Source organism: Azospirillum sp. UENF 111221 (assembly GCF_058780625.1).
This window is the reverse complement of the sequence record NZ_JBSNCH010000004.1, coordinates 109,480-135,321: the sequence shown is the minus strand read 5'-3', so window position 1 is coordinate 135,321 and position 25,842 is coordinate 109,480. Positions and strand designations below refer to the sequence as shown.

The window sequence follows — 25,842 nt, the reverse complement described above, 5'->3', positions numbered from 1 at the left end:
ATCAAGCCGGCCCGTTTCCCTCCCCCTCCGTCAGCAGCCGCCGGATGGCGTTGACCAGCGGCTTCATATGGAAGGTCGATTCGGGAGAAACCGCAACGGTTCCGCCGGCCGCCTCCACCGCCTCGGCCACCACCGGACCGACGGCGGCGATGCGCGTCCTGGCGAAGCCCTGGCGGAAGGCGTCGCCAAGGCCGCAGGCCTCCGCCACCTCGTGCAGGCGCCGCACCTGGGGGAGGCGGTGAAGGCGACGAAGTCGATGCGCCCCTCCGCCATGTCGCGGATCGCCGCCTGGACGGCGCCGGTCTCCGAATCGTTGGCGTAGCGGTAGGGGGTGACGGCCACTGGCTGGCCGCCCCGCGCGCGCACCGCCTCCAGCAGCGGTTCGTTCGGGTTGTCGGGATAGAGCTGGATACCGACGCGGCGACCGGACAGAATCCTCCTCCCCCAGCATGGCGATGACGCCGTCGGTGGTCGGGGCCGGGGCGGATTTGTAGGGGGCGCAACCGATCTCGCGGAGCGCCTTCACCGGCTTCGGGCCACGGACGAAGACCCGCGCGTGGCCGATGGCGGCGATCACCTCGGCCTCGCGCTCCATGGCGCGGGCGACGGTCATCAGCCGCCGCAACCCTTCGCCGGTCAGCAGGACGATGTCGTCGAACCCCTCGGTCAGCAGCCGATCCAGCCACGACCGTGCCGGTGCCGGATCGTCGAGGTCGAGGATTTTCACCATCGGGCAGCGGATCGTCTCGGCCCCATGCTGTTCCATCATGCCGGCAAACAGGTCGAGGTCCCGGCTTTCCGGCACCAGAATCCGCTTCCCCGCCAGATCGCCGCTCTGTCCGGCCATGGTCCCGCTCCCGTGATCGCCTGTGTGGTGACGCCGAGACTAACAGCAGGCGGCGGGCGCGGTCACGCGGGATGGAGCGGTGGCCCCAGCCGGAGACCGGCGAACGGCCTTGACAAGCGATCCGCAGGTATCTCCCCATCACGCAGCCCCACGAGGGCTGCGCATGATGACCCGGAACGACGCTATGGCCTTCTCCCCGCTCCTGGCGGTTTTCCTCTTCGCGGTGGCGATCTGCGCGTCCTGGGCCATTCTGCGCCTCGTTCCCCGTCCGCTTCGCCCGCGGGTCTGCACCGAAGGCCAATATGGTGGCCGCTATGCCGCCATCGACGGGATGCGCGGGCTGCTGGCCTATGCCGTGTTCATCCATCACGGCATCATCACCTGGCAGTATCTCCACACCGGCCTTTGGGCGCTGCCGCCTTCCAGGCTTTACATCCAGATGGGACAGGCCAGCGTGGCGCTGTTCTTCATGGTCACGGCTTTCCTGTTCTGGGACAAGCTGCTGAAGACAGGGCCGGGCATGGATTGGCCCGGCTTCGTATCGTCCCGCATTTACCGCGTCTATCCGGTCTATGCCGTCGCCGTGCTGCTGGTCGCGGTGCTGGCGCTGGCTTCGACGGGCTTCGAACTCAAAACCGGTCCGCTCGACCTGCTGCGCCGGCTGGTTGGCTGGGCGACCTTCAAGGCGCCGCCGATCAACGGCCTGGAGAATACCGGGCAGATCGTCGCCTATGCCACCTGGTCCCTACCCTACGAGCTGCTGTTCTACGCGGCACTGCCCGCAGTCGCCTTCCTGGTCACGCCGGCCCGCCGGCTGCGGCCGGCCCTCGTCTCGGTCGCGGCGACGCTGATCCTTCTGCTCTATTTCCGCAATTTCAGCCTTGCGGTGCTGGAGTGCTTCCTGGGCGGCATCGCCGCCGCCTATGCGATCCGCCGGCCCGGCCTCGCCCGGTTCGCGCGGTCGGACCGCGGTCTGGCGGTGGCGCTCGCCGGCCTGTCGGCGGCTGTGGCAGGCTTCGACACCGCCTATGCGCCGCTCCCCGTGCTGGGGCTCGGCCTGTTCTTCATCGCCGTTGCCGCCGGTCAGAATTTTCGCGGAGCCCTGACCTGTCAGCCGATCCTCTGGCTGGGAGACATCAGCTATGGCGTTTATCTGCTGCACGGGATCGTGATCTGGACAGCGATCACCGCCAACGCGCCCGTCCGTGCCCTTGTCGGGGAGGATGCAGGGCTCTACACGCTGGCGCTGGCGGGGGCAGGAATCCTCGTCGTGGCAGTCGCCAGCCTCGTCCATCTGGCGATCGAGCGGCCGGCGATCATGGCCGGCCGGCGGAGCCGCGCCCTGCGTCGGAACGACCGTGCCGAGCGCGTCCCAGCCTGACCATCGCGGCCGTCACACACTAGCCACGCCGGCAGTGCAGCAGGCTGAACAGCCCGAAGGGTGGCAGGGTGCGGATGCTCTCCACCGCCAGCCGCGACCCGGTCATCATCGCATCGAGCGTGAAATCCGGCCGCCAGCCCAGCTTCTTCGACAGGGGCGACAGCCACCCCTCCACCGCGCGGCGGACACCGGCTTCGGGCGCAGCGAAGTGGTTGACGATCACGATGTCGCCGCCGGGTTTGCAGACGCGCTCCAGCTCCGCCATCGTGCCCTGGGGGTCGGGGACGACGGTCATCACATACATGGCGACCACCACGTCGAAACTGCCGTCGGCGAAGGCCAGCTTGCCGGCATCCATCTCCAGCAGCCCCTCTACATGGTCGAGCTTCTCGCGCGCCACCCGGTCCTGCGCCACCTTCAGCATGTCGGTGGACAGGTCGATGCCGACGACGCGGTTGTCCTTGCGGTAATCGGACAGCGACAGGCCGGTGCCGACGCCGACCTCCAGGATGCGCAGACCGCCGCGACGGTTCAGCCACTCCACCGCCGCATGCCGGCCCGATGCCAGAAGCACCCCGAACACGCGGTCGTAGAAGCCGGCATAGCGGCGATAAGCGGCGCGAATGGATTCGGCGTCCATGATCCTGTCCCCCCGTTTCGATCCCGTTGCCGGCAGGTGCGGCAAGGTCAAGTCCAAGCCGTCGGCGGCGCACCATAGCCGGCTTTCGTGCATCATGAAAGTGACGCAAACAACAAAACCCGGTCAATGTCACGCATTGGACAGGCATTCATTTGACATAGGCATAGAAATGGTTCTCCAGCATTTCCTGCGCCGGCTTTTTTGATTGAACGTTCATTCAAAATCCGGTGCTGTCTCACCGCTCCGCCGCTCCATCGGAAAAGGCGCTGGACAGCGTCGCCCCGGCGGCTCCATAGACAGGCATGGCCGACTCCGTCCTCCCCCGTCCGCTGCGCCGCCGCAGGCTGGCGCTCCTCGTCGCGGCGCTGGCCACGGTGACGGCACTGGCCTGCTGGGGCGCCTTTCGTTGGGCGGAGGCGGAGGCGCGGGCGGCGCTGACCCTCGACGGCGACCAGCGTCTCGGCCTCTATGCCAGCAGCATCCGCAGCGCGGTCGGCCGTTACGACTATCTGCCCTTCCTGCTCGCCCGCGATCATGAGGTGCTCGACCTGCTCGACGCTCCTTCCGATCAGCGGCGCGACGCCGTAAACCGCCGGCTGGAGATGGCGAACACGGCGGCGGGTTCGGCGGCGCTCTATGTGGTGGACCGCTCCGGCCTGGCGCTGGCGTCCAGCAACTGGGCCGATCCGGCGCAAAGCTTCGTCGGGCACACTTACGACTTCCGCCCCTATTTCCGTCAGGCGGTGGAGACCGGCAGCGGCCGCTATTTCGGCATCGGCGTCACCACCGGCCTGCCCGGCTATTTCCTGTCGCACGCGGTGCGTCAGGGCGAGGCACTGACCGGCGTCGCCGTGGTCAAGATCGATCTGGAAACGGTCCAGCGCGACTGGGCCGCCGGCGGCGAGCGGGTGCTGGTGACCGACGAGAACGGCATCGTCTTCCTGTCCAGCCATGCCGAATGGAAATACCGCGCCCTGCGTCCGCTGCCCGATGCGGTGACGGACAGGCTGGCCCAGACCCGCCAGTATGACCGCAGCGACCTGCCCCCGCTCGGCCTGCGTGACGGCCCGCCGATGGAAAACGGCGCCCGGCTGGTCAGCCTGCCGGTTCTCGGTTCCGGGAACCTCCGATCCGGGTGCAACCCGCCGCGCCTTTCTGATGCAGGAGCTTGCCCTGCCAGAGTTCGGCTGGACCATCCGCTTCCTGTCCGACCTGGAGCCGGTGAAGGCGCAAGCGGCCGGGGCCGCCACACTGACCGCCATGGGCATCCTGCTGTTGGCCGCGGCAGCGGCGCTGGGCTGGCAGCGGCGCCAGACCCTGCGGCTCCAGCGTGAGGCGCGGGTGACGCTGGAGCGCCGGGTGGAGGAGCGCACGGCCGAGCTGGTGACCGCCAACCGCATCCTGCGCGACGCGCAGGAGGAGCTGGTGCAGGCCGGCAAGCTGGCGGCCCTTGGCCAGATGTCGGCGGCGCTGGCCCATGAGATCAACCAGCCGCTGGCCGCCATCCGCACCTTCGTCGCCTCCACCCGACTGCTGGCGGAACGGGGGGAAACGGCGATGGTCCGCGACAACCTCGCCATGATCGGCGATCTGGCGGAGCGGATGGCGCTGCTGTCCGGCCATTTGAAGGAGTTCGCCCGCAAGGGGCCGGCACGGGTGCAGGCCGTTCCGGTCGCCCGCGCCATGGACCGCGCGCTGGCCCTGCTGACCTCCCGCCTGCGCGAGGAGGAAGTGCAGGTTGACCGATCGATCCCGCCCGACGCCCGCGTGCGCGGCGATGCGGTGCGGCTGGAGCAGGTCTTCGTCAACCTGCTGCGCAATGCCGCCGACGCCATGGACGGGAGCGATGAGCGCCGCCTGACCCTGACCGCCGTCCGCACCGCCGAGGGTTGGGAGATCCGCATCCGCGACACCGGCACCGGCATCGCCGAGGCGCACCAGTTCCAGCTGTTCGACCCCTTCTTCACCACCAAGGAGGTCGGGCAGGGGCTTGGCCTCGGGCTGTCGCTGTCCTATGGCATCGTGCGGGATTTCGGCGGCACGCTGCGGGCGGAGAACAATCCCGAGGGCGGCGCCTGCTTCGTCGTCCAACTGCCGGAGGCACAGTGAGGGCCGAATGAAGACCGATCCGCTTGCCACCCCCGTACTTTTCATCGACGACGAGCTGGCGATGCGCGTGTCGGTGACGCAATGGCTGCAACTGGCCGGCTTCGCGGCGCAGGGTTTCGAGACGCCGCAGCCGGCGCTGGACCTGCTGTCGCCCGACTTTCCCGGCGTGCTGGTAACCGACGTGCGGATGCCGCGGATGGACGGCATGGCGGTGCTGGAACGGGCGCTGGAGCGCGACGCCGACCTGCCGGTGATCCTGGTGACCGGCCATGGCGACGTGGCCCTGGCGGTGGAGGCGATGCGGCGCGGCGCCTACGATTTCATCGAGAAGCCCTTCGAGCCCGACAATCTGGTCGCCGTCCTCCGCCGCGCGGTGGAGAAGCGCCGTCTGGTGCTGGAGAATCGCGGCCTGCGCCGCCGCGCGGCGGGCGGCGGGATCGAGGCGCGGCTGATCGGCACCTCCCCCGCCATCGCCGAACTGCGGCGCGACCTGATCGACCTCGCCGCCACCAGCGCCAGCGTGCTGATCCATGGCGAGACCGGCACGGGAAAGGAACTGGTCGCCCGCTGCCTGCATGATTTCGGCTCGCGGGCTCAGAAGGGCGCCTTCGTCGCCGTCAATTGCGGCGCCATCCCCGACAGCATGGCGGAGAGCGAGCTGTTCGGGCACGAGCCCGGCGCCTTCACCGGCGCCACCCAGCGCCGCGCCGGCAAGCTGGAGCATTCCAGCGGCGGCACCCTGTTCCTCGACGAGATCGAGAGCATGCCGCTCGCCATCCAGGTCAAGCTGCTGCGCGCGCTCCAGGAACGCACCATCGAACGGCTGGGCTCCAACAAGCAGGTCGCGGTCGATCTGCGGCTGGTCGCGGCGACCAAGATCGACCTGCTCGACCTCAGCGAGGAGGGACGCTTCCGCGCCGACCTCTATTACCGGCTGAACGTGGCGGAACTGCACATCCCGCCGCTGCGGGCACGGGCGGAGGATATTCCGCTGCTGTTCGACTATTTCACCGCCGAGTTCGCCGCCCGCCATAACCGCGAACCGCGTCCGCTGGAGCCGGCCGACTTCGACGCCCTGCTCGCCCACGACTGGCCCGGCAATGTGCGGGAGCTGCGCAATCTGGCCGAACGCCATGTCCTGTCGGTCGGGCGTAGTGGCATCGCTGGCCTGCTGCGCCGCCGCCCCGTCGGGGGAGAGGCGGCTACACCGCCGCGCGCCCTGGCCGATCAGGTCGATGCCTTCGAAAAACGGGCGATCGAACAGGCGTTGGAGCGCTGCAAGGGCGACATCAAGGCGGTGATCGACCTGCTGGACATCCCCCGCCGCACCTTGAACGAGAAGATGGCCCGACACGGCCTGGACCGCACGCGCTTCCTGCCGCGGGGATAGCCGACCGTCACCACCAGTGGCGCTGCTGGCGGCCGGTGCGCAGGCGGGCCATTTCGACGGTCGTCGCCGGTTCCTCCGGCTTGCGCAGATCCTTCACAACCGCCAGCAGGGCGCCGTCACGCTCGACCTCCGCCACCGTCGGGCCGGTCATCAGCGTGTCGCAATCCTCCTGCGTCGGCGCGATGAAAAAGTCGGCACGGGTCCAGTCGGTGACCCAATGCAGGTTGGCCGGCGCCAGCTTCTCGAAGGCCAGCGGCTCGGCGCAGACGGCAACGCTGTAGCTGCGGTGGCGGTGGGTGCGCGCCTCCTCCGCGGCGATGACCTCCGACAGATCCTCGACCGCTTCGGGAAGGCTGTTGGCCCAGTAATCGACATCGTATTTGCGCACCGCGCCGGCGACGCCGCCGACCAGTTCGTTGAAATAGACATATTCGTTGGGGTGCAGCGACTCCAGGATTACCGCCTCGCGCCCCAGGACCAGCGCCAGCGCAAGCCCGGCGAGCACGGCGGCCGACAGCCCGCGCCCGCTGCGCTGGGACACGCCAAACCTCCAGGCGCCGGCCCAGCCGAGCAGCCGGTCGAGCCCGATTCCGCCCAGCACGGCCAGCAGCGGCAGCACGAACAGGAAATGGCGGATCGCCGTATAGCCGGGCGCATGGGTGACGGTGAACCAGACCACCGGAAACAGCGCCGCCAGCGCCACCAGCCCGCAGCCGACCGCGCGGGCGATGCCCTCCCTGCCCGCCAGCCGGTCCCGATGGATCGCCGCCGGCAGAGCCAGCAGTCCCAGCACGGCACCGCCCAGCATCACGAGCGGCAGCTTGATCCCGAGATACCAGACCAGATAGCTGCGCGGAACCTCGTACATCCAATAGTCGGTGCCGCCCAGCAGGGTGCGGATCGGGTAATGGAAGTGCGAGAAATCGGCCAGCGCCCGCAAGGGGTTCAGCGGCTCCAGCACCGCCCAAGGCCAGAAGACAGCCATCAGCCCATAGGCGACCGGCAGCGCCGGCAGCAGGCGCAGCGCCCCCCGCCCGGTCTCGCGCAGCCGGGCGACGGAAATGCCACCCAGCAGCAGCCACCCCGCCAGCAGCGCCGCCGCATAGCCGATCAGCAGCAGCGCCCCGACCCGGATGCCCAGCGCCAGCCCGACGACAACGCCGAATCCCAGAACCGTGGGCAGGCGCGGCCGCGGCATCTGCCCGGCCAGCCGCACCAGCAGCGCCACCGCCGCCATCATCAGCACGGCGAAGGGCACGTCCTTGGTGTGGTTGAACAGCCCGCCATACCAGGGACCGCAGAGCGCCAGCAGCGCCCCGGCGAGGAACCCCGCGCGCGGTCCGGCCAGCCGGCGCCCCACAGCCCAGACCACCGCAACCCCCGCCACCCCGATCAGGGCACACAACAGATGCCGCGTCTCGTACGGATCGAAGGGCAGCAGCGGCGCCAGCGCCACCGCCGCCATGTCGAACAGCCCGCCATAGAGATAGAGGTTCTTGTAGGTGAAGGCGGAATTGTCGCTGAAGCCGCTGCGGTACCAGTCGATCAGCTTGGCGCCATAGACATGCTGCACCTCCTCGTCATTGGAGATGCCGTACTGGCGGAAGGTGACGGCGACCAGCACCAGCAGGGCCAGCAGTCCCAACGCCACGGCAAGGTCCCACGGCTCGCCGATCAGACGGCGCAAAAGGCTGGTCCTTCCCGTCACACCCACTCCCCCAACCTCGCTGCCGCTCATCCCCAAAGCCGAGCGCAGGAAGCACCGGCCGCCGCGGCTTGTCATGTGAAATCTCTGCCACAGTCGCACCGCGCCGTCCGCAGACCGAACGTCGCGGCAAACGACAGGAGGCTTGGCACAAGGTAAAGCCTGCTTTAGCTCATTGACGTTGACTTCCCTCCGGCAGCCGTGGCGAAATCGTCGGCACAGGGGATTGTCCATGGCCGAACGGGACCGGGTGTATGGCGTGACGGAGCTGGCGGCGGAGTTCGACCTCACGCCGCAGGCGTTGCGTTATTACGAGGAAAAGGGATTGCTGGCGCCGCAACGGGCCGGAGGGCGGCGGGTGTTCACCTACCGCGACCGTGCCCGGCTGATGATGATCCTGAAGTTCCGCCGGGTCGGCTTCTCGCTGGAGCAGATCGCCGAGTATCTCGCCCACTACCGCTCCGGCCGGCCCAGCGCCAGGCAATACCGCGACGGGCTGCGCAAAATCCGCGCCCGCCTCGTCGAGCTTGAGCGGATGCGCTCCGAAATCAGCGAGGTGATCGGTGAATTGAAGGCGATGGAAACCGATGCCGAACGGCGCCTCGCCACCTGCACGGATGACGATACCCCACCACCAGACGACCCAAGAGCAGACGGCCCAAAACCAGAAGCGACCGAACCGGGAGTGAAACGATGCTGCGCGGAATGATGATGAATGGCCCCTTGCTGGTGACGTCGATCCTGCGTCACGCAGCGCTCTACCATGCCGACACCGAGATCGTGTCGCGCACCACCGAGGGGCCGATCCACCGCTACACCTATGCCGACGCCTGGGTCCGCGCCCAGAAGCTGGCGAACACGCTGGCGGCGCTGGGCATGAAGCCGGGCGACCGCATCGGCACGCTGGCCTGGAACGGCTACCGCCATCTGGAATGCTATTACGGCATCGGCGGCTCGGGCATGGTCTGCCACACCATCAACCCGCGCCTGTTCCCGGAACAGATCGCCTACATCGTCAACCACGCCGAAGACCGGCTGCTGTTCACCGACCTGACCTTCGTGCCGCTGCTGGAGGGCATCGCCCACGAGCTGACCGGGCTGAAGGGCATCGTCGTGATGACCGACCGCGCCAACATGCCGGACTCCAGCCTGCCCAACCTGCTGTGCTACGAGGAACTGCTGGCCGGGCAGCCGGACGGCTTCGACTGGCCGGAACTGGACGAGAACACCGCCTGCGGCATGTGCTACACCTCCGGCACCACCGGCAACCCGAAGGGCGTGCTGTACAGCCACCGCTCCTCCTACCTGCATGCCATCGCCGCCTGCGTGCCGGACGTGTTTGGCCTGTCGGCATCGGACGTGGTGCTGCCAGTGGTGCCGATGTTCCATGTCAACGCCTGGGGCGTGCCCTATGCCGCACCGATGGTCGGCGCCAAGCTGGTGTTCCCCGGCGGCAAGCTGGACGGCGCCAGCCTCTATGAGCTGTTCGAGGCCGAGAAGGTCACAAACAGCGCCGGTGTGCCGACCGTCTGGCTGGCGCTGCTGAACTGGCTGGACGCCAACAAGAAGAAACTGACCAGCATGCGCCGCATCGCCATCGGCGGCTCCGCCTGCCCGCCGGTGATGATCCAGCGCTTCCAGGAGATGGGGGTGGAGGTCCTGCATGCCTGGGGCATGACGGAAACCAGCCCGCTCGGCCTCGCCAACACGCCGAAGGGCAAGCATCGGGGACAGGATGCCGAGGCCGCCCTGGCGCTGGCGTCCAAGCAGGGGCGGCCGATCTGCGGCGTGCAGTTCCGCGTCGTCGACGGCTCCGGCAACGACGTGGCACGCGACGGCACCAGCTTCGGCCGGCTGCTGGTGCGCGGCCCGACCGTCTGCTCCGGCTATTTCGGCGTGACGGAAAGCCCGGCCCACCAGACGGTGCCGGGCTGGTTCGAGACCGGCGACGTGGTGACGATGGACGCCGACGGCTATATCCAGATCGTCGACCGCACCAAGGACGTCATCAAGTCGGGCGGAGAGTGGATCAGCTCCATCGACCTGGAGAACATCGCCGTCGGCCATCCGGGCGTCCAGGAAGCCGCCGCCGTCGCCGTGCCCGACGAGAAATGGGGCGAGCGGCCGATGCTGGTCGTCGTCCGCAAGCCGGACTCCACCGTCACCCGCGAGGAACTGCTGGCGGTCTTCGACGGCAAGGTGGCGAAATGGTGCATCCCCGACGACGTGCGCTTCGTCGACAGCCTGCCCCACACCGCCACCGGCAAGCTGTTGAAGAGCGAAATCCGCCACATGCTGGCCGACCGCGAAGGGGTGTGACCGGAAAAGAAAAGGGCCGGACGGTATCGACCGTCCGGCCCAGTGTCCCCGCTGAACCGGCGAGGACGACGCACCCGAGGGAGGAGCGCGCAACCAAGGTCAGATTACCGGCAGGCGATCTGGGCCACTTGCCCGTCTGCGCCAAAGTCTCTGCGAATTTCCGCCACCGAAGCCGTCAACGCTCCGACCGCACCCGCGCCACGGCGTCGCGCCAGCCGGCATAGAGACGGACGCGCTTGCCCTGCTCCATGCGCGGTTCGAAGCGGCGCTCGCTGCGCCAGGCGTCCGACACCGACTCCAGCCCATCGAACACTCCGACCTTCAGCGCGGCGAGGCAGGCGGCCCCCAGCGCCGTGGTTTCGATCACCTTCGGCCGTTCGACCGGCATGTTCAGCAGGTCGGCCAGGAACTGGCAGAGCCAGTCGTTGGCCGCCATGCCGCCGTCGATGCGCAGCGCGTTGATGGTGCCGCCCCAGTCGCCGGCCATCGCCTCCATCAGGTCGCGGGTCTGGAAGGCCACCGCCTCCAGTGCTGCGCGGGCGATGTGGGCCGGACCGACGTCCAGCGTCATGCCGAAGATCGCGGCGCGGGCATCCGAATCCCAGTGCGGCGCGCCCAAACCCACGAAGGCCGGGACGAAATAGACACCGTGGCTGTCGGGAACGCGGGTCGCCATGTCGTCGGTCTGGCTGGCATGGGTGATGATGCCGATGCCGTCGCGCAGCCACTTGATCGCGGCGCCGGCCACGAAGATCGAGCCTTCCTGCGCATACGATGTCTTGCCGTTCAGCCGGTAGGCGACGGTGGTCAGCAGCCGGTTCTTCGACACCACCGGCGTCTCCCCGGTGTTGATCAGCGCGAAGCAGCCGGTGCCGTAGGTCGATTTCGCCATGCCCGGCGTCAGGCAGGCCTGCCCGAAGGCCGCCGCCTGCTGGTCGCCGGCAACGCCCGCGATGGGGATCGGCCGACCGAGCAGGTCCGGCTCGGTGGCGCCGAAATCGTCGGAGCTGTCGAGCACCCGCGGCAGCATGGCGCGCGGCACGCGGAACAGCCTCAGCAGTTCGTCGTCCCAATCCTGGGCATGAATGTCGAACAGCATGGTGCGCGAGGCGTTGGTCGCGTCGGTCGCATGCACCTGCCGCCCGGTCAGGTGATAGATCAGGAAACTGTCGATGGTGCCGAAGCACAGCTCGCCCCGCTCAGCCCGAGCACGGGCGCCCGGCACATGGTCGAGGATCCAGGCGATCTTGGTGGCGGAGAAATAGGCGTCGATCAGCAGGCCGGTCCGGGAGCGCACCAGTTCGGCATGGCCGGCAGCCACCAGATCGTGGCAGAGCGCGGCGGTGCGGCGGTCCTGCCAGACGATGGCGCGATGGATCGGCTCGCCGGTCGCGCGGTCCCACACCACGGCGGTTTCGCGCTGGTTGGTGATGCCGATGGCGGCGATGGCGGACGCATCGACCCCGGACTTCTCCACCGCTTCGCGCGCCACGGTGCGCACGTCGCGCAGGATGTCAGCGGGATCATGCTCGACCCAGCCGTCGCCAGGATAATGCTGGGGAAATTCGCGCCGTGCTTCGGCCAGCGGCGTCCCCCGGCCGTCGAACAGGATCGCCCGCGACGAGGTGGTGCCCTGGTCGATGGCGAGGATGTGGCCGGCCTTGCTCATGCTGTGTATCCCTCACTTATTCAATTATCGCGCGTCTCCCCCTCTCCCCCGCAAACTTCGTTTGCGCGTGAGCGGGGGAGAGGGAATAGCAAGGTGATCGAAGATAAAAGTGGGGCGGCAGCATGCCGCCGCCCCACAGTTTACCCCTGGCCCAACCAGGACGAAGCGCCAGGAGGAGAACCGTTCCGCCAGCCCGTTACTGGGCGCGGCCTTCCTTCCACGCCTTCAGCAGGTCGTCATAGGCGATGGTCTGGCCCTTGGGCTTCTCGTTGTCGAGCTTGGCCTTCGGGGCGCCGGGGGCAGCGAACCACTCCTTGGCGTCCTTCTTCGGGTTCAGCTTCGGCGCGCACTCGCCGCCGATGTTGGCACGCTCCATGCGGGCCAGCACCTGCTCCATCTGCTCGGCAAGATTGTCCATCGCCTGCTGCGGGGTGCGCTCACCCGTCACGGCTTCGGCGATGTTCTGCCACCACAGCGGGGCCAGCTTCGGATAGTCCGGCACGTTGGTGCCGGTCGGCGTCCAGGCGACGCGGGCCGGGCTGCGGTAGAACTCGACCAGACCGCCCAGCTTCGGGGCCACCTGGGTCATCGCGTCGGACTTGATGTCGCTTTCGCGGATCGGCGTCAGGCCGACCAGCGTCTTCTTCAGCGACGCGGTCTTCGACACGGTGAACTGGGCGTAGAGCCACGCCGCCTTGCGGCGCTCGGCCGGGGTGGACTTCAGCAGCGTCCAGGAGCCCACGTCCTGGTAGCCGAGCTTCATGCCCTGCTCCCAGTACGGACCGTGCGGCGAGGGGGCCATGCGCCACTTGGGCGTGCCGTCGGCGTTGACCACCGGCAGGCCCGGCTTCGTCATGTCGGCGGTGAAGGCGGTGTACCAGAAGATCTGCTGGGCGACGTTGCCCTGGGCAGGAACCGGGCCGGCTTCGGAGAAGGTCATGCCGGCGGCTTCCGGCGGCGCGTACTTCTTCAGCCAGTCGATGTACTTGACCAGCGAATAGACGGCGGCCGGGCCATTGGTGTCGCCGCCGCGGGCGACCGAGGCGCCGGCCGGGCGGCAGCCCTCGACGCGGATGCCCCACTCGTCCACCGGCTTGCCGTTCGGCAGGCCCTTGTCGCCGGCGCCGGCCATCGACAGCCAGGCGTCGGTGAAGCGCCAGCCGAGCGACGGGTCCTTCTTGCCGTAATCCATGTGGCCGTAGACGCGGACGCCGTCGATTTCCTTCACGTCGTTGGTGAAGAACTCGGCGATGTCCTCGTAGGCCGACCAGTCGAGCGGGACCCCCAGGTCGTAGCCGTACTTGGCCTTGAACTTCTCCTTCAGGTCGGGACGGGCGAACCAGTCGGCGCGGAACCAGTAGAGGTTGGCGAACTGCTGGTCGGGCAGCTGGTAGAGCTTGCCGTCCGGACCGGTGGTGAAGCTGGTGCCGATGAAGTCCTTCACGTCCAGCGTCGGCAGGGTCACGTCCTTGCCTTCGCCGCCCATGAAGTCGGACAGCGCGATGGCCTGGCCGTAGCGGACATGGGTGCCGATCAGGTCGCTGTCGTTGACGTAGGCGTCATAGACGTTGCGGCCCGACTGCATCTGCGTCTGCAGCTTCTCGATGACGTCGCCTTCCTGGATCAGGTCGTGCTTCAGCTTGATCCCGGTCAGCTCGCTGAACAGCTTGGCCAGCGTCTTCGATTCGAACTCGTGCGTCGTCAGCGTTTCGGAGACGACGTTGATCTCCATCCCCTTGTAGGGCTCGGCGGCCTTCACGAACCACTCCAGCTCCTTCATCTGCTCGTCCTTGGACAGCGTGGAGGGCTGGAGTTCCTCGATGATGCGCTTGGCGACGGCTTCCTGGTCCGGCGTCATGGCGGCGGACGGGCCGGCCGAGGCCATCGCCAGCAGAACGCCGATGCCACCGGCCATCACGGCCCCGGTCAGGCGGCGCCGCAGAGAACGACGCGAAGTCTGTTGCTGAAGCATGCTTCCTCCCACTTGATCGACTTGATGTCGGGTTGACGTTTCGTATTGCTCTTACCGGCGGAAACTGCCGCTCACCTCGTCAGATGCCGTCTTGGCGGCAGTGACGAATTCCTTGAAAACTCTGTTTTCCCTCAGCCGAAGCGGATGACCAGGGCGATCCAGACCAGCGCGACCGCAGAGGCGCCCCACAGCGACGCGTCGGTCGCGGCGAGCCACCCCAGATGGATGAAGGCACTGCCGAGCAGGCCGATGAACAGGCGGTCGCCTCGGGTGGTGCGCATCGGCAGGAAGCCCTTGGCCTCCACCGTCGGCGACACCACCTCCCAGACCGTCATGCCGGCCAGCATCAGGGCGATGCACAGGAAGAAGATCGCGGTCGGCGTGGTCCACGCCATCCAGTCCATATCCATGACGCGATCTCCCTCAGACGCGGCCCAGGGCGAAGCCCTTGGCGATGTAGTTGCGGACGAACCAGATCACGAGCGCGCCCGGCAGGATGGTCAGCACGCCGGCGGCGGCCAGCAGACCCCAGTCCATGCCCGACGCGCTGACGGTGCGGGTCATGGTGGCGGCGATCGGCTTGGCATCGACCGAGGTCAGCGTGCGGGCCAGCAGAAGCTCGACCCAGCTGAACATGAAGCAGAAGAAGGCGGTGACGCCGACGCCAGCCCGGATCATCGGCAGGAACACCGTGCCGAAGAAGCGCGGGAAGCTGTAGCCGTCGATGTAGGCCATCTCGTCGATCTCGCGCGGCACGCCCGACATGAAGCCTTCCAGGATCCAGACCGCCAGCGGCACGTTGAAGAGGCAGTGGGCCAGCGCCACGGCGATGTGCGTGTCGAACAGACCGACCGTCTGGTAGAGCTGGAAGAAGGGCAGCAGGAACACGGCCGGCGGCGCCATCTTGTTGGTCAGCAACCAGAAGAAGACGTGCTTGTCGCCGATGAAGCGGTAACGCGAGAAGGCGTAGGCCGCCGGCAGCGCCACCGTCAGCGAGATGATGGTGTTCAGCGTCACATAATAGATCGAGTTGATGTAGCCGCTGTACCAGCTGGGATCGGTGAAGATGATGGCGTAGTTGCGCAGCGTCGGGTTGTGCGGGTACAGCGTCAGGCCCGACAGGATCTCCTCGTTCGTCTTGAAGGACATGTTGACCATCCAGTAGATGGGCAGCATGAGGAAGACAACATAGCAGACGAGAATGATCGTCCTTTTGGATACCCGCGCGGAAGACCGGCGGATGTTGGCCGGCATCGCCAGCGAACCGGGAGCGAGAACCGCAGCCTTGCTCATTTCTTCTCTCCCTCGCCGGTGCGGGTGATGATGGTGTAGAAGATGAAGCTGAACAGCAGCACGATCAGGAAGTAGACGATGGAGAAGGCCGCAGCCTTGCCGATGTCGAACTGACCCACCGCCATCTGCGTCAGATACTGGCTGAGGAAGGTGGTGGAGTTGCCGGGACCGCCGCCGGTCAGCACGAACGGCTCGGTGTAGATCATGAAGCTGTCCATGAAGCGCAGCAGCACCGCGATGATCAGGACGCCGCGCATCTTCGGCAGCTGGATGTAGCGGAACACCGCCCATTTCGAGGCGCCGTCGATCTTGGCCGCCTGATAGAAGGCCGGCGGGATCGACTGCAGGCCGGCGTAGCACAGCAGGGCCACCAGGCTGGTCCAGTGCCAGACATCCATCACCAGCACCGTCACCCAGGCATGGGCCGAATTGTTGGTGTAGTTGTAGTCGATGCCGATGGCGCGGAAGGTGGCGCCCAGGAGGCCGATGTCGCCGCGGCCGAAGATCTGCCAGATGGTGCCGACCACGTTGAACGGGATCAGCAGCGGCAGGGCCAGCAGCACCAGCGTCAGCGACGTCTTAGCGCTGCGACCGCCGGGCATGCCGAGCGCGATCAGGATGCCCAAGGGGATTTCGATGGCCAGCACCGCCAGCGAATAGACGATCTGGCGGACCAGCGCGTCGTGCAGCCGCTCGTCCTTCAGCACCGCCTCGAACCATTCGGTGCCGACGAAGAAAGTCTGGCCTGGGCCGAAGATCTCCTGCACCGAATAATTGACCACCGTCATCAGCGGGATCACCGCACTGAAGGCGACGATCAGAAAGACCGGGATGATCAGGAACCAAGCCCGGTTGTCCTGGACCTTATCCATGGCTTCGTGCCTCCTCAACCGATCAGATGGCTGTCGCGGTAGAGCTTGGTCCACCGGGTGGGGAAACGTATGGCGGCGTCCAGCGCCGGGATCTCCTGTTCCTCGCTCAGCCGAACCTTCAAGGTGTGATTGTTCAACCGCACCGTCGCCAGCTTGGAGGTGCCGAGATCGTCCACACCGGTGACCTGCACCGGGATGGCGCCGGCATTGCCGCTGCGGGTCAGCTCCAGGAATTCCGGCCGGATGCCCAGTTCGAACTTGCCGCCCACCCGGCCGCCGGCCGACGACACGGCGCGGTCGGGCAGCGGAATGGCGATGCCGTCGACCAGCGCATGGTCGCTGCCCAGCGTGCAGGGCATCAGGTTGATGCCGGGGCTGCCGATGAAATAGCCGACGAAGGTGTGCTCGGGGTTCTCGAACAGCTCCTGCGGGGTGCCGAGCTGGACCATGGCGCCTTCGTACATCACCGCGACCTTGTCGGCGAAGGTCAGCGCCTCCACCTGGTCGTGGGTCACGTAGATCATGGTCAGGCGGTATTCCTCATGGATCTGGCGCAGCTTGCGGCGCAGGATCCATTTGGTGTGCGGGTCGATGACGGTCAGCGGCTCGTCGAACAGGATGGCCGCCACGTCCGACCGCACCAGACCGCGGCCCATGGAAATCTTCTGCTTGGCGTCCGGCGTCAGCCGCTGGGCGCGCTTCTTCAGATCGGCGGTCAGATCCAGCGCCTCGGCCACCTGCCGCACGCGGCGGTCGACGTCCGCCGCCGGAACCTTGCGGTTGCGCAGCGGGAAGGCGAGATTCTCGTACACCGTCATGGTGTCGTAGATGACCGGGAACTGGAACACCTGGGCGATGTTGCGCTCTTCAGGCGTGCAGCGGGTCACGTCCAGCCCATCGAACAGCACCCGCCCCTCGCTGGGCACCAGCAGGCCGGAGATGATGTTCAGCAGCGTGGACTTGCCGCAGCCGGACGGCCCCAGCAGCGCATAGGCCTTGCCGTCCTCCCACTCCTGCGACAGGCGGCGGAGCGCGTAGTCCTCGGGCTTGCTGGGGTGCGGGTGATAGGAGTGGCCGAGATTGTCGAATTGGATGGTCGCCATCGCTCCCGCCCCCTTAAGCGATGTTGCGCAGCGCGCCGCGCCGCCAGTTGGGTGCCGCCACCAGCTGCCCGGCTGCGGAGAAGACGAAGATGCGGTCGGGATCGGCATAGACCTGGATGTCGCTGCCGATCGGGTGGCTGTGCACCCCCTCCTCCCGCGCGATCAGCGTGCTGTCGCCGTGGCGCAGATGGACGAAGGTCTCCGACCCGCTGATCTCCGACAGGGCGACCTTTCCCTTGACCGGCACCAGCCGCTCGTTCCGCCGCAGCACCGTCAGGTGGTTGGCGCGGATGCCGACCTTGCAGGGACCGGCCGGCAGGTTGCGGTCGTGGGCGGACAGCGGCAGGCTTGTTCCGTCCGACAGCGCCACGCGGTCGTTGGTCAGGATCGCGTCCACCACATTCATCGGCGGGTCGCTGAACACCTGGGCGCATTCCAGCGAGGCCGGCGTGTGGAACACCTCGCCGGTCGCCCCGGTCTGCAACATCCGCCCCTCATGCAGCACCGTGACGTTGCCGCCGAGGATCAGCGCCTCCTGCGGTTCGGTGGTGGCGTAAACAACGGTGGTCTTGCCGTCGGCGAAGATCTCGCGCAGTTCGGCGCGCAGCTCCTCGCGCAGCTTGTAGTCGAGGTTGACCAGCGGCTCGTCGAGCAGAAGCAGGCCGGCCCCCTTCACCAGGGCCCGCGCGATGGCGCAGCGCTGCTGCTGGCCGCCCGACAGTTCGGCCGGCAGCCGGTCGAGATACGGCGTGATCCGCAGCATGGCGGCGGTCCGCCGCACCTTGGCGTCGATCTCCGCCTTGTCCTTGCCCTGGCGGCGCAGCGGCGAGGCGATGTTCTCGAAGACCGTCATCGCCGGATAATTGATGAACTGCTGATAGACCATCGCCACGTCGCGATGGCGCACCGATGTGCCGGTCACGTCCTTGCCGTTCTCCAGCACGCGCCCGGCGGTCGGCGCATCCAGCCCGGCCATCAGCCGCATCAGCGTCGTCTTGCCGGCCAGCGTCCGCCCCAGCAGCACGTTGAAGCTGCCGGGTTGCAGCTCCAGCGACAGCGGGTGGAGATGCTGCTCGGCGCCGACGCGCTTCGCCACGCCTTCCAGTGTGAGTGTCACCGCGTTCCTCCCATCGACCGCAGGGTGGCGGTATCGCCGCCCGTACCCCTGTTGGCCGTTGCTTCGCGGCGCCGGTCGAACCAGCCGCCGATGGCCTCCCGGACATTCGCGTCCAGGTGCAGCCCAAGTTTGGAGCGCCGCCACAGGAAGTCGTCGCCGGTCATGGCGAACTCCTCCCGCGCGGCATAGTCGAGTTCGGCCTCAAAGACGCCGCCCCCGAAATCGATGCCCAGATCGTCCAGCCCCTTGGCGTCGCCCAGCAGCCGCTCGACCCGCGTGCCGTAGGCGCGCGCCAGCCGCAGGGCCAGCGCATCGGGCAGCCAGGGCCGGCTGCGCTTCAGCCCCGCCAGGAAGCCGGCGAAATCGGCGTTGGCGATGTCGCCGCCGGGAAGCGCCACGTCGGCGGTCCAGGTGATGCCGCCCTTGCCCAGCGCCTTGCCGAAGCTTTTCCGTCGCCTCCTCCGCCAGCCGGCGGAAGGTGGTGATCTTGCCGCCGAAGATCGACAGCATCGGCGCGTCGCCGGCCGGCTCGTCCATCTCCAGCACATAGTCGCGGGTGACGGCCGAGGCGTTGCCGCTGGCATCGTCGAACAGCGGCCGGACGCCGCTGTAGGTCCACACCACGTCGCTCTCGCGCACCGGCTTGGCGAAGTAGCGCGACACCGCCCGGCACATGTAGGCGATTTCCTCAGGGAGATCGCCACCAAGCCGGGGTCGCCCGAATAATCGAGGTCGGTGGTGCCGATCAGGGTGAAATCGCGCTCGTACGGGATGGCGAAGACGATGCGCCGGTCATCGTTCTGGAAGATGTAGGCATGGTCGCCGTCGAACATCTTCGGCACGACGATGTGGCTGCCCTTGACCAGACGGACCGACTTGTCGACGGTGACGCCGGTGCGCTTGGCGATCATCTCGCGCACCCAGGGGCCGGCGGCATTGACCAGCGCACGGGCACGGACGGTGCGGGTGGCTCCGGTGTAGGTGTCGACCAGCGTCGCTTCCCACAGGCCGCCCTTCCGTTCGGCCTTCTCGCAACGGGTGCGGGTCAGGATCTCCGCACCGCGGGCCCGCGCGTCCATCGCGTTCAGCACGACCAGCCGGCTGTCCTCGACCCAGCAATCGGAATATTCAAACGCCTTGGTGAAGCCGCCCGCCAGCGGCTTTCCCGCCGGCGCACTGGTCAGGTCGACACCGTGCGAGCCCGGCAGCAGCTTGCGCTTTCCCAGATGATCGTAAAGGAACAGGCCGATGCGGACCATCCAGGCCGGGCGCATGCTGCTGTCGTGCGGCAGGACGAAGCGCAGCGGCCAGATGATGTGCGGCGCAGCGCGCAGCAGCACCTCGCGCTCCTGCAGCGCCTCGCGCACCAGACGGAATTCGTAATATTCGAGATAGCGCAGGCCGCCGTGAATCAGCTTGGTGCTGGCCGACGAGGTGGCGCACGCAAGGTCGCCCTGTTCGCACAGCACCACCGACATCCCGCGCCCGACCGCGTCGCGGGCGATGCCCGCCCCGTTGACGCCGCCGCCGACGATCAGAAGGTCGGTAACCGCGGACTCGTTTGCCATGGGTTCCTCTCCGTACCGCGGCGGTTCCTTCTCGAACCCGGCCGCTTTCGTTTCGGAACATAGAATGTTCGTTCGCGTTTGAAAAGGAAAATGTTTGTTCAGCGGACCATGTTTCTGAGGCTACGCCGGATCGAGCGTCTTTCCTATCGGAAATAAGGCTGATCCGGCTCCCCTCCCCGCACCAGGCTCACGCCGCGCGGATGCGGCCCAGCAGGCGGTCGATATCCTCGCTCAGGCTTTCGGACCGTTGCGAAAGCGCGCGGGTGGCGTCCACCACCTGGGCGGCGGCGCTGCCGGTGCGGTTCACCGCATCGTCAACCGAAACCACCGTGTCGGCGATGCTCTGCACCGCGTCGGAGGCGTGGTTGATGCTGCGCGCGATTTCGTCGGTGGCGGCGGACTGCTCCTCGACCGCGGCGGCGACCATCGCGGTGATCTCGTCGATGCGGCTGATGGTGCGGCCGATGTCGTCGATGGCCGACACCGCTCCCTGCGCCGTCGTGCGCACCGCCTGGACCTGCTGGGCGATCTCCTCCGTCGCCTTGGCGGTCTGGCCGGCAAGGCTGCGCACCTCCTCCGCCACCACGGCGAAGCCGCGCCCGGCCTCGCCCGCCCGTGCCGCCTCGATGGTGGCGTTCAGGGCCAGCAGGTTGGTTTGTCCGGCGATGGCGTTGATCATGCCGACCACGTCGCCGATCTTCTGCGCGGCGGCCGCGAGTTCAACCATCAGGTCGTTGGTGCTGCGCGCCTCCGCCACGGCACTGCGGGCGATCTGGCTGGAATCGCCGACCCGCCGCGTGATCTCGCCGATGGAGGCGGAAAGCTGGCTGGCGGTGGCGGCCACCGTCTGCACGTTCGTCGCGGTGTCGGCGACCGCCGACCGCACGTCGGTCATCCGGCGGCAGGTCTGCTCGGCGGTGGTGGACATCCCCTCCGAAGCCTCGCGCATATCGGCCGATGCGGTGCTGATGTGACGGGACGCCTCCTTCACGCTGGCCTCGATGCTCGCGGTGATCGACTGGATGGTGCGCGACCGCTCGGCGTCGGCCGCCTGCTTCATCGCGTCCTGGTCCTCCTGCAAGCGGGCGATCTCGGCACTCTTGTCGCGGAAGACGCCGACGATCCCCGCCATCTCGGCGATCTCATCGCGCCCGCCGACCGCGGCGTCGACGGCCAGATCGCCGCCGGCCACGGCGCGCATGGCGTCGATCACCCGCATCAGCCGCCGGGTCAGCCGGTTGCGGACATAGAACCAGGCGGTCAGCAGGCTCGACAGCACCACGACCGCCGCAGCCCCGCCCTGCACCGCGACCGCACCGGAAATCGCCGTTTCGGTCCGCGTCACATCGGCATCGGTGCGCTCCTGCTGGTGCGCGACCACCGCATCGATGGTGCCGTTCAGGTCGGCGGTCAGCCGCACCGTCTCGGCCAGCGCGCTTTCGATGTCGGCGGTGATGCGCGCCTGCTCGTCGCGCAGGCGGAAGACGCTGCCGGCGCCGCCGCCGAAAGCGGCGAGCCCATCGCGCGCCTTGACCAGCGACGGCCGGTCCTGGTTGTCCTTCGGCAAGGCGCCGATGGCGTTGTCGACGCGCAGCAGCGCCCAATTGTACTTCGACCGGATGTTGTTCAGCGTCGCCCCATGCGGCACGCTGGAGGCGGCGGCGATCATGCCGAAGGCGAGGTTGCCGTTGGCCTGCACGTTCATCAGCTGGGTGATGACCGGCAGTTCCTCCTGCGCCAGCCGGCGGCCCAGCCCGGTTGCGGTTTCGACCGCCTGCGCGGCGGCCAGATCGCCCACCACATTGTTGACCGACAGGGTCGACACCTCCAGCAGCGGCGCCACCAGATCGGTGAAGTCCTCGTGCGCCATCACCGCGTCGGCAACCAGCGTGTTGAGCTTCTCCTCCATCGCCAGCCGTTCGGCGGTGCGCTTGCCCAGCGTGTCGAGTGCCGCCCCCATGCGCTCCAGCAGCTTGGCGACCGCATCCGCATCCGCGGCCATGCCGCCGGCCTCCATACCGCCGGCCGGCCCGCCATTTCCTCCGCCGGACTGGCTGCGCATCGCCCCGATGCGGTCGCGCAGGGCCGCCAGCCGCCTGGTCAGGCCATCCATCCGCTCCGTCAGTTCCGCCGCATCGCGCGAGGCCGCCACCGCAGGCGCGTCGGCGGCGATCGCGGTGCTGTCCTTCGCCAGATTGAGCGAGCGGACGATGGCCGGCACGCTGCTGCGGCCGATCTGGTCCATCGACCGTCCGGTCTCGGTCAGCGACCACCATGCCATCACGCTGGCGAAGGCGGCGAGCATCGCCACCCCGCCGAAGGCCAGAAACAGCCGCCCCTGAATGCCGAGCCGAACACCCCGCCGCCCCCCGGCTGGCGTCAGTTGCGTCATATTCCTCTCCTATACGTTATCTTTATGTCGGCAGGCCGGACCGTTGAGCGTCGCGACAAGTTTGAAGGATGGCGGCGACAGCCGTCAGTCGCGGCAAACCCTGATCGGGCTGACGGCATCGGCCAGACATCGGAACCGCGTGGATCCTGTCATAGCATGCGCGTTCATTTTCGTAAAGAAACATGCTTGTGCTACGAACAATATCCGGCGTACGGTGCCGCAACTCCAGCCGGGCGCCGGAACCGTCGCCTTTTCGCTTTGACCCATCGCGCGCATCTGATTCACTCAGCGCCCCCCTTTCGAGACCGGAGACAGCCCACCGATGGATGCGCGCCTGGACGCCGAACGCCGCCAGCAGGAAATCGTGGCCCTGGTCCATGCCAAAGGCATGGTGCAGATCCAATGGCTGGCCGAACATTTCGACGTCACGCCGCAGACCATCCGCCGCGACATCGAGCATCTGGCCGGCCAGTCGGCCGTCCGGCGCTTCCGCGGCGGCGTCACCGTGCCGTCCAGCGTGGAGAACATCGCCTACTCCACCCGCCAGACCCTGATGGCGGAGGAGAAGCGCCGCCCATCGCCGAACTGGTCGCCCGCCATGTGCCGGAGGACGCCTCGCTGTTCCTCAACATCGGCACGACGACGGAGGCGGTGGCCCAGGCCCTGCTCGGCCACAAGCGGCTGCGGGTGCTGACCAACAACCTGAACGTCGCCACCAGTCCTGCACAAGAACACGAACTTCGCCTTGTCCATCGCCGGCGGCCTCGTGCGCGAGCGCGACGGCGGCATCATCGGCGAGGCGACGGTGGAGTTCATCCGCCGCTACAAGGTGGACATCGGCATCATCGGCATCAGCGGCATCGACAGCGAAGGCGACCTGCTGGATTACGACGAGCAGGAGGTCCGCGTCGCCCGCGCCATCATCGAAAGCTCGCGCCGGGTCTTCCTGGTCACCGACCACACCAAGTTCGGCCGCAACGCCATGATCCGCATGGCCGACGTCAGCGTGCTCGACGCGCTGTTCACCGACCGCCTGCCGCCGGCCGAGTTGATGGAGGTGCTGAGCAACGCCGACTGCCAGGTGCATGTCGCCGACGGCAGCGACGCGGCCAACGGCGATGGGGAGGAGGCGGAGGAGTAGGCGGATACCCCTCGTTTCGGCGAAACAGCTTCAAACGCGGCACCCCTCACCGCAGCCCCAACGCCGCTTGCCGAACCGCATCATCGCCTCCACTCTGTGGTGTTGGGCCTTGTGAAAAGCGGTTGGCCCACCGAACAGAGATGAGCAGGTGTGCGGTGATCATCGAAAGCGACCTCAAGCTCGACTTCAAGGATGTGCTGATCCGGCCGAAACGCAGCACGCTGCAGAGCCGCAACGACGTGGACGTCAACCGGACCTTCACCTTCCTGCACACCCAGCGCGACTGGACCGGCTTCCCGCTGATCGCCGCCAACATGGACGTCACCGGCAGCATGGGCATGGCCCGTGCGCTGTCGCGCTTCGGCGCGATGACCGCCCTGCACAAGCATTACAAGGCTGACGAGCTGGCCGACTTCTTCCGGGCCGAGGCTGAAATCGGCCACCCTGTCCAACGTCTTCTACTCGATGGGCATCGCCGAGGCCGACCACGACAAGTTCCTGGCGGTGAAGGCCAAGGCGCCGGTGGGCAAGATCTGCCTGGACGTCGCCAACGGCTATACCGAGCGCTTCGTCGAGGTGATCTCCCGCCTCCGCCAGGAGAATCCGGAGGCCGTCATCATGGCCGGCAACGTCGTCACAGGCGATATGACGGAGGCGCTGCTGCTGGCCGGCGCCGACATCGTCAAGGTCGGCATCGGGCCGGGTTCGGTCTGCACCACCCGCAAGATGACCGGCGTCGGCTATCCCCAGCTGTCGGCCATCATCGAATGCGCCGACGCCGCCCACGGGCTGAAGGGACAGGTTTGCGGCGACGGCGGCTGCACCGTGCCGGGCGACATCTCCAAGGCTTACGGCGCCGGCGCCGACTTCGTCATGCTGGGCGGCATGCTGGCCGGCCATGACGAGTGCGAGGGCGAGATCCGCTACGAGGACCGGGACGGCAACCGGGTGCCTGTCGCCATGACCTTCTACGGCATGTCGTCGGACACCGCGATGCACAAATATTCGGGGGGCGTCGCCTCCTACCGTGCGTCGGAAGGCAAGACCGTGGATGTCCCTTATCGCGGCCCGGTGGAGAACACGATGCAGGAGATCATGGGCGGCGTGCGCAGCATGATGACCTACATCGGCGCCACCCGGCTGAAGGAAGTGCCCAAGCGCACCACCTTCGTCCGCGTCGGCGCCCAGTTGAATACCGTCTTCGGAGGCTGACCGGCCTCCGGGAGCTCGCCGCAGCGAACTTCCAGTTTGGATCGCCTGAGAATTGCACCCGGGCAGAGGCGCCGCTCGGATTGCCGAGCTCGAAGCTATGGTTCCGTACATCCTGCAACAAACGGACGGAACCATATCTTCTGGTTTTCCATACAAGCAGAACCTCGAATGGTTTCATTTGAGACGGCTATTGCCGGGCCTTCCAACATCCCACTTTCTCTCAACGCACGAAACACATCCGGTCAGCGCAGACATCGTACATTTGAATGATTTGCCCTGACATATCAGCAACAATGAGATCGGCAGCAATGAACGTTGCGAACACCAGATGGAGGCAGGGATGTAAATCCTCAAAAGAAACAATCGATCCTGTTCAAAAAATGGACAGGAACCTGCATGGCCTTGAAAGGCCAATAACTTTTTCAGTGTATGAGCGGAAACCACATGGAATACTACATCAGAGTGCGTAATTTCATCCGATGAACCAGAAGAATCTTCGGAATACTCCTTGAAGGAAATTGCCTTTTTTATAGACAGCTTCTTAAAAGGAAAAAACTACCTATACAGTATAAATGTCCGCAATATCAAATCTGGAAAGTACCTTTTTGAAAAAATTGGTCACCCAGCCAGCGAACAATAAAGTTCATGAATTGAATCCGCTATTTATATCATAAGCCGCCTCACGATCCATAGGGTGCGACAGAGTGGCTTCGGGTCACCTGGAATCGGGGTCGGTTCAAAGCACGGTCTCCGGCCAGAAAATGCTCTTTGAGTGTCAATGAAGCGCACTCAAGAGCCTGTTTGATATTTGAAGCGTAGTGGGACGGCGATGCCGCCGAGCACGACACATGCGAATCTCCGCTATCCTGAGAGCGCATATCACCGCAATCCTGCTCCCCCAATCGAAGGCCGAAGACCTCTTTTAGAAACGCACCATGCGTCGGCCCCGCCGCTGAAAATTCGCCAATCCAACCCGTCATAATTTTGAATAGTTCTTATTAACAAATTTCGAAGCACATCAGCAATAAAATAAGCGCTGTAAAAAACATAATTACGGAATTTAACTTAGTGGATAATGAATCATACCTTCATCATATGATAGTTCTTTTGCA

At 66.6% G+C, this 25,842-nt stretch carries 21 protein-coding genes and 2 pseudogenes; 10 read left to right on the top strand and 13 right to left on the bottom strand.

Features of this window, described 5'->3' with window-relative positions:
* Nucleotide 1: 1 nt before the first annotated feature.
* Nucleotides 2-847, bottom strand: a complete 846-nt coding sequence (locus tag ACWPN3_RS12660) for a uroporphyrinogen-III synthase (protein WP_492239673.1) — start codon at nucleotides 845-847, stop codon at nucleotides 2-4.
* A 163-nt stretch (nucleotides 848-1,010) separates the two neighbouring features.
* Here ACWPN3_RS12660 and ACWPN3_RS12655 point away from each other — a divergent pair, with 163 nt between their 5' ends.
* Nucleotides 1,011-2,228 (top strand): acyltransferase family protein, encoded by a 1,218-nt coding sequence (locus ACWPN3_RS12655; RefSeq protein ID WP_492239674.1) that lies wholly within the window; start codon nucleotides 1,011-1,013, stop codon nucleotides 2,226-2,228.
* 19 nt (nucleotides 2,229-2,247) lie between these two features.
* On the opposite strand, the gene ACWPN3_RS12650 is transcribed toward ACWPN3_RS12655, so the two are convergent.
* A complete protein-coding gene (locus tag ACWPN3_RS12650; RefSeq protein ID WP_109448403.1) occupies nucleotides 2,248-2,868 on the bottom strand; it encodes a class I SAM-dependent methyltransferase in 621 nt (206 codons plus the stop codon).
* 302 nt (nucleotides 2,869-3,170) lie between these two features.
* On the opposite strand from ACWPN3_RS12650, the gene ACWPN3_RS12645 reads away from it, so the two are divergent.
* The 3 genes from ACWPN3_RS12645 to ACWPN3_RS12635 are packed head-to-tail and all read left to right on the top strand — an operon-like array spanning nucleotide 3,171 to nucleotide 6,367.
* The gene (locus ACWPN3_RS12645) at nucleotides 3,171-4,202 is read left to right on the top strand and encodes a cache domain-containing protein (protein WP_492239675.1); all 1,032 of its coding nucleotides are present in this window, start codon (nucleotides 3,171-3,173) and stop codon (nucleotides 4,200-4,202) included.
* Nucleotides 4,090-4,977, top strand: a complete 888-nt coding sequence (locus ACWPN3_RS12640) for a sensor histidine kinase (RefSeq protein WP_492239676.1) — start codon at nucleotides 4,090-4,092, stop codon at nucleotides 4,975-4,977. The genes ACWPN3_RS12645 and ACWPN3_RS12640 overlap by 113 nt, the downstream gene beginning before the upstream one ends.
* Before the next feature lie 7 nt (nucleotides 4,978-4,984).
* Nucleotides 4,985-6,367 (top strand): sigma-54-dependent transcriptional regulator, encoded by a 1,383-nt coding sequence (locus ACWPN3_RS12635; RefSeq protein ID WP_492239677.1) that lies wholly within the window; start codon nucleotides 4,985-4,987, stop codon nucleotides 6,365-6,367.
* A 7-nt stretch (nucleotides 6,368-6,374) separates the two neighbouring features.
* On the opposite strand, the gene ACWPN3_RS12630 is transcribed toward ACWPN3_RS12635, so the two are convergent.
* On the bottom strand, nucleotides 6,375-8,054 hold the full coding sequence (locus tag ACWPN3_RS12630) for a glycosyltransferase family 39 protein (RefSeq protein WP_492261458.1): 1,680 nt from the start codon (nucleotides 8,052-8,054) through the stop codon (nucleotides 6,375-6,377).
* Between the two features lie 250 nt (nucleotides 8,055-8,304).
* Between ACWPN3_RS12630 and ACWPN3_RS12625 the strand changes: the two genes are divergently transcribed.
* Nucleotides 8,305-8,781 carry a MerR family transcriptional regulator gene (locus ACWPN3_RS12625; protein ID WP_492239678.1) on the top strand — a complete coding sequence of 159 codons (477 nt, stop codon included), beginning with the start codon at nucleotides 8,305-8,307 and terminating at the stop codon, nucleotides 8,779-8,781.
* A complete protein-coding gene (locus ACWPN3_RS12620) occupies nucleotides 8,766-10,391 on the top strand; it encodes a 3-(methylthio)propionyl-CoA ligase (RefSeq protein ID WP_492239679.1) in 1,626 nt (541 codons plus the stop codon). Before ACWPN3_RS12625 ends, ACWPN3_RS12620 begins: the two co-directional genes overlap by 16 nt.
* Before the next feature lie 175 nt (nucleotides 10,392-10,566).
* Here ACWPN3_RS12620 and glpK read toward each other — a convergent pair whose 3' ends face one another.
* From glpK to ACWPN3_RS12575, 9 genes are all read right to left on the bottom strand, one after another.
* Nucleotides 10,567-12,060, bottom strand: coding sequence for a glycerol kinase GlpK (gene glpK / locus ACWPN3_RS12615; protein WP_492261457.1), 1,494 nt, complete (start codon nucleotides 12,058-12,060; stop codon nucleotides 10,567-10,569).
* 196 nt (nucleotides 12,061-12,256) lie between these two features.
* The gene (locus ACWPN3_RS12610; protein WP_109448388.1) at nucleotides 12,257-14,032 is read right to left on the bottom strand and encodes an ABC transporter substrate-binding protein; all 1,776 of its coding nucleotides are present in this window, start codon (nucleotides 14,030-14,032) and stop codon (nucleotides 12,257-12,259) included.
* Between the two features lie 131 nt (nucleotides 14,033-14,163).
* Complete coding sequence (locus tag ACWPN3_RS12605) at nucleotides 14,164-14,442, bottom strand: DUF2160 domain-containing protein (RefSeq protein WP_244592272.1); 279 nt, start codon at nucleotides 14,440-14,442, stop codon at nucleotides 14,164-14,166.
* Nucleotides 14,443-14,455: 13 nt separating this feature from the next.
* Nucleotides 14,456-15,325, bottom strand: a complete 870-nt coding sequence (locus ACWPN3_RS12600) for a carbohydrate ABC transporter permease (protein ID WP_492239680.1) — start codon at nucleotides 15,323-15,325, stop codon at nucleotides 14,456-14,458.
* A complete protein-coding gene (locus ACWPN3_RS12595) occupies nucleotides 15,322-16,197 on the bottom strand; it encodes a carbohydrate ABC transporter permease (RefSeq protein WP_098735304.1) in 876 nt (291 codons plus the stop codon). The genes ACWPN3_RS12600 and ACWPN3_RS12595 overlap by 4 nt, the downstream gene beginning before the upstream one ends.
* Nucleotides 16,198-16,211: 14 nt before the next feature.
* The gene (locus tag ACWPN3_RS12590) at nucleotides 16,212-17,300 is read right to left on the bottom strand and encodes an ABC transporter ATP-binding protein (protein WP_492239681.1); all 1,089 of its coding nucleotides are present in this window, start codon (nucleotides 17,298-17,300) and stop codon (nucleotides 16,212-16,214) included.
* 13 nt (nucleotides 17,301-17,313) lie between these two features.
* Nucleotides 17,314-18,417, bottom strand: coding sequence for an ABC transporter ATP-binding protein (locus tag ACWPN3_RS12585; RefSeq protein ID WP_109448382.1), 1,104 nt, complete (start codon nucleotides 18,415-18,417; stop codon nucleotides 17,314-17,316).
* Nucleotides 18,414-19,985 (bottom strand): glycerol-3-phosphate dehydrogenase, encoded by a 1,572-nt coding sequence (gene glpD / locus ACWPN3_RS12580; RefSeq protein WP_492261456.1) that lies wholly within the window; start codon nucleotides 19,983-19,985, stop codon nucleotides 18,414-18,416. Before glpD ends, ACWPN3_RS12585 begins: the two co-directional genes overlap by 4 nt.
* A gap of 187 nt (nucleotides 19,986-20,172) precedes the next feature.
* A complete protein-coding gene (locus ACWPN3_RS12575) occupies nucleotides 20,173-22,377 on the bottom strand; it encodes a methyl-accepting chemotaxis protein (protein WP_492239683.1) in 2,205 nt (734 codons plus the stop codon).
* A 322-nt stretch (nucleotides 22,378-22,699) separates the two neighbouring features.
* Here ACWPN3_RS12575 and ACWPN3_RS12570 point away from each other — a divergent pair.
* From ACWPN3_RS12570 to ACWPN3_RS12560, 3 genes and pseudogenes are all read left to right on the top strand, one after another.
* A pseudogene (locus ACWPN3_RS12570) lies at nucleotides 22,700-22,834 on the top strand (DeoR family transcriptional regulator); the annotation flags it as partial.
* Nucleotides 22,780-23,064: pseudogene (locus tag ACWPN3_RS12565) on the top strand (hypothetical protein); the annotation flags it as partial. The pseudogenes ACWPN3_RS12570 and ACWPN3_RS12565, both read left to right, overlap by 55 nt.
* A gap of 58 nt (nucleotides 23,065-23,122) precedes the next feature.
* Nucleotides 23,123-23,518 (top strand): hypothetical protein, encoded by a 396-nt coding sequence (locus tag ACWPN3_RS12560; protein WP_492261455.1) that lies wholly within the window; start codon nucleotides 23,123-23,125, stop codon nucleotides 23,516-23,518.
* A gap of 80 nt (nucleotides 23,519-23,598) precedes the next feature.
* Here the strand turns inward: ACWPN3_RS12560 and ACWPN3_RS12555 are convergent, their stop codons facing one another.
* Nucleotides 23,599-23,961: a hypothetical protein gene (locus ACWPN3_RS12555; RefSeq protein WP_492261454.1), complete on the bottom strand. Its 363-nt coding sequence runs from the start codon at nucleotides 23,959-23,961 to the stop codon at nucleotides 23,599-23,601.
* Nucleotides 23,962-23,983: 22 nt separating this feature from the next.
* On the opposite strand from ACWPN3_RS12555, the gene ACWPN3_RS12550 reads away from it, so the two are divergent.
* Complete coding sequence (locus ACWPN3_RS12550; RefSeq protein ID WP_492261453.1) at nucleotides 23,984-24,730, top strand: GMP reductase; 747 nt, start codon at nucleotides 23,984-23,986, stop codon at nucleotides 24,728-24,730.
* The last annotated feature ends 1,112 nt before the right edge of the window (nucleotides 24,731-25,842 follow it).

What these genes read in the sequence shown, in the direction of transcription:
- ACWPN3_RS12645 (WP_492239675.1), top strand. Translation starts at nt 3,171, where the DNA reads ATGGCCGACTCCGTCCTCCCCCGTCCGCTGCGCCGCCGCAGGCTGGCG.
- ACWPN3_RS12605 (WP_244592272.1), bottom strand. Translation starts at nt 14,442, where the DNA reads ATGGATATGGACTGGATGGCGTGGACCACGCCGACCGCGATCTTCTTC.
- ACWPN3_RS12620 (WP_492239679.1), top strand. Translation starts at nt 8,766, where the DNA reads ATGCTGCGCGGAATGATGATGAATGGCCCCTTGCTGGTGACGTCGATC.
- ACWPN3_RS12625 (WP_492239678.1), top strand. Translation starts at nt 8,305, where the DNA reads ATGGCCGAACGGGACCGGGTGTATGGCGTGACGGAGCTGGCGGCGGAG.
- ACWPN3_RS12610 (WP_109448388.1), bottom strand. Translation starts at nt 14,032, where the DNA reads ATGCTTCAGCAACAGACTTCGCGTCGTTCTCTGCGGCGCCGCCTGACC.
- ACWPN3_RS12655 (WP_492239674.1), top strand. Translation starts at nt 1,011, where the DNA reads ATGATGACCCGGAACGACGCTATGGCCTTCTCCCCGCTCCTGGCGGTT.
- ACWPN3_RS12590 (WP_492239681.1), bottom strand. Translation starts at nt 17,300, where the DNA reads ATGGCGACCATCCAATTCGACAATCTCGGCCACTCCTATCACCCGCAC.
- ACWPN3_RS12595 (WP_098735304.1), bottom strand. Translation starts at nt 16,197, where the DNA reads ATGGATAAGGTCCAGGACAACCGGGCTTGGTTCCTGATCATCCCGGTC.
- ACWPN3_RS12600 (WP_492239680.1), bottom strand. Translation starts at nt 15,325, where the DNA reads ATGAGCAAGGCTGCGGTTCTCGCTCCCGGTTCGCTGGCGATGCCGGCC.
- ACWPN3_RS12575 (WP_492239683.1), bottom strand. Translation starts at nt 22,377, where the DNA reads ATGACGCAACTGACGCCAGCCGGGGGGCGGCGGGGTGTTCGGCTCGGC.
- ACWPN3_RS12660 (WP_492239673.1), bottom strand. Translation starts at nt 847, where the DNA reads ATGGCCGGACAGAGCGGCGATCTGGCGGGGAAGCGGATTCTGGTGCCG.
- ACWPN3_RS12650 (WP_109448403.1), bottom strand. Translation starts at nt 2,868, where the DNA reads ATGGACGCCGAATCCATTCGCGCCGCTTATCGCCGCTATGCCGGCTTC.
- glpK (WP_492261457.1), bottom strand. Translation starts at nt 12,060, where the DNA reads ATGAGCAAGGCCGGCCACATCCTCGCCATCGACCAGGGCACCACCTCG.
- glpD (WP_492261456.1), bottom strand. Translation starts at nt 19,985, where the DNA reads ATGGCAAACGAGTCCGCGGTTACCGACCTTCTGATCGTCGGCGGCGGC.
- ACWPN3_RS12550 (WP_492261453.1), top strand. Translation starts at nt 23,984, where the DNA reads ATGGGCATCGCCGAGGCCGACCACGACAAGTTCCTGGCGGTGAAGGCC.
- ACWPN3_RS12635 (WP_492239677.1), top strand. Translation starts at nt 4,985, where the DNA reads ATGAAGACCGATCCGCTTGCCACCCCCGTACTTTTCATCGACGACGAG.